The sequence below is a fragment of the Herbaspirillum autotrophicum genome (assembly GCF_001189915.1).
Lineage (GTDB): Bacteria > Pseudomonadota > Gammaproteobacteria > Burkholderiales > Burkholderiaceae_D > Herbaspirillum > Herbaspirillum autotrophicum.
In genome coordinates this window covers 1-5,050 of sequence record NZ_LFLS01000072.1, presented here as the reverse complement: position 1 = coordinate 5,050, position 5,050 = coordinate 1, and the positions used below count along the sequence as shown (strand labels likewise).

The window sequence follows — 5,050 nt, the reverse complement described above, 5'->3', positions numbered from 1 at the left end:
AAACACCTGCCATCCCTTGTCGAACTGCATCCTTATCGCCGAGAATGTGGCTGCAGTGCCCACTACAGGGAGGGAACAGCGGGTGGCAGGGCCGCTTCGGCCCGGTTCACGCGACTTGGCATTCAAATTGCTCTGTACCCGGTAAGGCACGAGCAGTGTTAAGTATATTTTTATAACAAACTTGGAGACAAACAGATGGGTAAGCCAACTGGTAACATCACTCGCCGTCATTTTTTGAAAACCGTATCGGTGGCATCCGCTGCTGCTGCTACCGGCATGATCGCGATGCCGGCACATGCCGCCGCCGAATTCACGCTGAAGTACGCCAACAATCTGCCGGCTACCCACCCGATGAACGTGCGCGCCAAAGAAATGGCCGCCAAGATCGCGACCGAGTCCAAGGGCCGCATCGACTTCCAGGTGTATCCGAACAATCAGCTCGGCAACGATACCGACACGCTGGGCCAGGTGCGCTCGGGTGCGGTCGACTTCTTCACGCTGTCCCCGTTGATCCTTGGCACGCTGGTGCCGGCTGCGCAAATCAGCGGCGTCGGTTTTGCATTCAAGGATTACAACCAGGTGTGGGCCGCGATGGACGGCGAACTGGGTGCGCACGTGCGCAAGCAGATCGAAGCCAAGTCGACCTTGTTCGCCTTCGAAAAGATCTGGGACAACGGCTATCGCCAGATCACCAACAGCACCCGTGCGATCAACAAGCCGGAAGATCTGAAGGGCATGAAGCTGCGCGTACCGCCAAGCCCGTTGTGGACTTCGATGTTCCGCGCGTTTGACTCGGCCCCGGCCAGCATCAACTTCGCTGAAGTGTATTCGGCACTGCAGACACGGATCGTCGAAGGCCAGGAAAATCCGATGGCAATCATCTCGACTGCCAAGCTGTACGAAGTGCAAAAGTTCTGTTCCATGACCAATCACATGTGGGATGGTTTCTGGTTCCTGGCGAACAAGAAGTCGTTCGAGCGTTTGCCAAAAGACTTGCAGGAAATCGTTACACGCAACGTCAACGAAGCCGGCATGAAGCAGCGCGTCGACGTCAAGGCACTCAATGATTCGCTGGCGACCGAAATGAAGAGCAAGGGTTTGCAATTCAATGACACTGACAACGAAGCCTTCCGTACCAAGCTGCGCAGCGCCGGTTTCTACGCCGAATGGCACAAGAAGTTCGGTGAAGAGCCTTGGGCCCTGTTGGAGAAATACACCGGGAAGCTGGCATAAATGGAAACGGCGATGACATACACCGCAACGGCGCCGACCAACCCGCTGGCGCGTTTGCTGGCAGGCGTCAACCGTGGCGCGATGCACGTGGTCGCCGCGGTGGCGGCGCTGCTGGTGGTGATCGAAACCGGGGTGCTGCTGGCCGGCGTGATCTACCGCTACGCGTTGCATGATCCGTTGATCTGGTCGGATGAACTGGCTTCGACGTTGTTCATCTGGCTGTCGATGCTGGGTGCCGTGCTGGCGCTGGATCGTGGCGAGCACATGCGGCTCACGGCGATCGTCAACAAGATGTCCGAAAAATGGCGCATCTGGTTTGAAACGGTGGCAGCACTGATCGTCTGCATTTTCGTGCTGATGATCATTCACCCGGCGGTCGATCATGCCAGTGAGCAAATGGCGATTACCACGCCGGCGCTGGAAATTCCGGATGGTCTGCGGGCCGGTGCCTTGCCGGTCGGCGCCATTCTGATGTTGCTGGCAGCGATTGCCCGCATGGCCAGTCGTTCGACCATCAAGCATGTGTTGTCGGCAGTGGCAGTAGTGGGCTTGATTGCACTCGGATTATGGCTCGGGAAACCGGCGCTGCTGGCCATGGGCAATTACAACCTGATCGTGTTTTTCGTGTTGCTGATCGGCGTCTGCGTGGCCGGTGGCATTCCGATTGCGTTCGCGTTTGGTACCGCCACCATGGCTTATCTGACGCTGGCGACCGGCGCGCCGCTGATGATCGTGGTCAGCCGCATGGATGAAGGCATGTCCAGCCTGATCCTGTTGTCGGTGCCGTTGTTCGTGTTGCTTGGTTCACTGCTGGAAATCAGCGGTCTGGCCCGCACGCTGATCGACTTCATGGCGTCCTTGCTGGGTCACGTCCGTGGCGGTCTGCAATATGTGCTGCTTGGCGCGATGTTCCTGGTATCGGGGATCTCGGGTTCGAAAGCTGCCGATATGGCAGCGATTGCGCCGGCCCTGTTTCCGGAAATGAAGAAGCGTGGCGCCAAGCCGGAAGAGCTGGTGGCCTTGCTGTCCTCGTCGGGCGCCATGACCGAAACGATTCCGCCAAGTCTGGTACTGATCACCATTGGTGCCGTGTGCAGCGTGTCGATCACGGCCTTGTTCATCGGCGGTCTGATGCCGGCGGTGGTGGCGACGATTGCCATCGGTATCGTCTGCTGGTTCCGTGCCCGTCGTGAACCGATGCCGGATGTCAAGCGCGCTACCATCGGCATGATCATCAAGACCATGATCGTTGCGATCCCGGCGCTGGCCTTGCCAATGCTGATTCGCGTGGCAGTGATCGAAGGTGTGGCGACGGCGACTGAGGTAGCGACGATTGGTGTCGCCTACACGGTAGTGGTGGGGCTGATCATGCACTTGTTCATGCGGCATATCGACTTCAAGCGTATCTATCCGATGCTGGTGGATGCTGCCACCTTGTCGGGGGCGATCCTGCTGATCATCGGTATGGCGACCTCGATGGCATGGGCACTGACGCAGTCGGGCTTCTCGGCCAAGCTGGTATCGCTGATGCAAGGCGTACCGGGCGGCGGCATGGGCTTCCTGCTGATCACCATCGTTATCTTCATCGTGCTGGGCAGTATCCTGGAAGGCATTCCGGCCATCGTGCTGTTCGGTCCCTTGCTGTTCCCGGTAGCACGTTCGCTCGGCATCCATGACGTGCATTACGCCATGGTCGTGATTCTGGCGATGGGTATCGGCTTGTTTGCACCACCGTTCGGCGTCGGTTTTTATGCCGCCTGCGCGATTGGCAAGGTGTCGCCGGACAAGGTATTCAACCGCGTCTGGGGTTATCTGGCAGCGTTGGTGGTGGCCTTGCTGGTAGTTGCAGCGGTGCCGTGGATTTCGATTGGCTTCCTGCAACATTAAGAAACAGAAATGTAAAACGCATCATCCCGGCGGCCTGCCTCCTTCCTTCCTGCAGGCCGCCTTCATCTCGGAGACAACATGATCAAGAACGATAGCGGCGCCCGCAGAGTGGCGCTGGTGACAGGCGGAGCCATGGGTATCGGTGCCGCCATTTCGGAACGTCTGGCCCGCGACGGTTATACCGTGCTGGTGGCGGATATCAACCTGGCAACGGCGGAAAAGACGGCCGCCGCGATTACCGCCAGCGGTGGTTCGGCAGCCGCGCTGCACATGGATGTCAGCAAGGCCGAATCGATTGCCGCCGCGTTCGCCAGTGTCGATAAGGACTACGGCCGCTGCGACGTGCTGGTCGCCAATGCCGGTATCGCCAAGACCTTCCCGTTCCTGGAGTTTCCGATTGAAAACTGGTTGTTGACCATGAACATCAATGTCACCGGCGTGATGCTGTGCGGTCAGCACGCAGCGCGCCTGATGGCGCGTCACAAGTGGGGCCGCATCGTCAATATTTCTTCGATTTCCGGTATCCGCGCCGGTGCCGGTCGCACCGCTTACGGTACTTCCAAGGCCGCCGTCATCGGCCTGACGCGGCAGATGGCAATCGAACTGGCGGAACATGGCATCACCGTCAACAGCGTGGCGCCGGGTCCGGTCGATACACCATTGACGCAAGAAGTGCACTCGGCGGAAACCCGCAAGAGCTTCAATGATGCGATTCCGATGCAACGCTACGGCAGCACGGCGGAAATCGCCGCCGCAGTGGCGTTTCTGGCGGGTGAGGATTCGTCGTATGTGACCGGTCACGTGGTGCCGGTCGATGGCGGCTTCGTGGCTGCCGGCATTTTGAATATTTGAGGACCAGAACATGAGTGAAGATCGCGGTCGCAGAAACGATAACAAGCGGGTCATGCAAGACAAGGTAGTCATCGTCACCGGTGCCGGTTCGGTCGGCGCAGGGTGGGGTAACGGCAAAGCTGCCGCCACGCTGTATGCGCGCGAAGGCGCCAAAGTGCTGGCGGTGGATCGCAGCCTCAAGGCGGCTGAAGAAACCCGCGAGCTGATTCGCGGCGAAGGTGGCATTTGCGAAGTGTTCGCCGCCGACGTCGCCAACAGCACCGATGTGCAGGCCATGGTGCAAGCCGCACTCGATCATTTCGGCCGGATCGATGTGCTGCACAACAACGTCGGCATCGCCGAAGTCGGTGGTCCGGTGGAAACCAGCGAAGAGAGCTGGAACCGGGTCGTGGCAGTGAATCAGACCAGCCTGTTTTTGACCTGCAAGTATGTGTTGCCGGTGATGGAGCGCCAGAAGAAAGGCGCCATCGTCAACATTTCCTCGGTCGCGGCCTTGCGCTGGATCGGCTTTCCGTATGTGGCCTATACCGCCACCAAGGCGGCGATGCTGGCATTCACCAAGAATGTCGCGAGTCAATATGCACCGCTGGGCATTCGCGCCAATTGCATTTTGCCCGGCATGATGGATACGCCGATGATTCGCGAACCGCTGAAGGCTTCTTATGGCGGCGATATCGATGAAATGCGGCGCAAGCGTGATGAGCAATGTCCGATGGGGTTCATGGGCGACGCCTGGGATGTGGCGCATGCGGCATTGTTTCTGGCGTCGGATGAAGCGCGGTATATCACCGGCGTGGATTTGGTGGTGGATGGGGGATTGTCGTTGAAGTGTGTTTGATGGTTGGTTGTGGGTTGGATTGCTTTTTTTTCTTCTGTGACCCAAGCGGGGGCGACATCGTACAGGCGATGGTTGGCCGTAATGGACTGAACGAGCAATGCCGAAGGCGAGCCGGTGATACGCTTCCGCATGGAGACGCTGCCGTTGGGGACGGGTGACAATCGGATAAAGAAGCGAAACTTGTCTGAGCGCAGCGAGCTTCCCGATTGACGCACGGCACCAACGGGAACCCGAAGGGCA

At 58.8% G+C, this 5,050-nt stretch carries 4 protein-coding genes; all 4 read left to right on the top strand.

The features are described from left to right. The first annotated feature begins 195 nt into the window (after positions 1-195). Positions 196-1,233, top strand: coding sequence for a TRAP transporter substrate-binding protein (locus AKL27_RS26780; protein ID WP_050465954.1), 1,038 nt, complete (start codon positions 196-198; stop codon positions 1,231-1,233). A gap of 12 nt (positions 1,234-1,245) precedes the next feature. Further along, complete coding sequence (locus AKL27_RS26775) at positions 1,246-3,120, top strand: TRAP transporter large permease (protein WP_232311129.1); 1,875 nt, start codon at positions 1,246-1,248, stop codon at positions 3,118-3,120. Positions 3,121-3,198: 78 nt separating this feature from the next. Further along, positions 3,199-3,972, top strand: a complete 774-nt coding sequence (locus AKL27_RS26770) for an SDR family NAD(P)-dependent oxidoreductase (RefSeq protein ID WP_050465952.1) — start codon at positions 3,199-3,201, stop codon at positions 3,970-3,972. Positions 3,973-3,982: 10 nt separating this feature from the next. After that, positions 3,983-4,810: an SDR family NAD(P)-dependent oxidoreductase gene (locus AKL27_RS26765; RefSeq protein ID WP_232311128.1), complete on the top strand. Its 828-nt coding sequence runs from the start codon at positions 3,983-3,985 to the stop codon at positions 4,808-4,810. The last annotated feature ends 240 nt before the right edge of the window (positions 4,811-5,050 follow it).

What these genes read in the sequence shown, in the direction of transcription:
- AKL27_RS26780 (WP_050465954.1), top strand. Translation starts at nt 196, where the DNA reads ATGGGTAAGCCAACTGGTAACATCACTCGCCGTCATTTTTTGAAAACC.
- AKL27_RS26775 (WP_232311129.1), top strand. Translation starts at nt 1,246, where the DNA reads ATGACATACACCGCAACGGCGCCGACCAACCCGCTGGCGCGTTTGCTG.
- AKL27_RS26770 (WP_050465952.1), top strand. Translation starts at nt 3,199, where the DNA reads ATGATCAAGAACGATAGCGGCGCCCGCAGAGTGGCGCTGGTGACAGGC.
- AKL27_RS26765 (WP_232311128.1), top strand. Translation starts at nt 3,983, where the DNA reads ATGAGTGAAGATCGCGGTCGCAGAAACGATAACAAGCGGGTCATGCAA.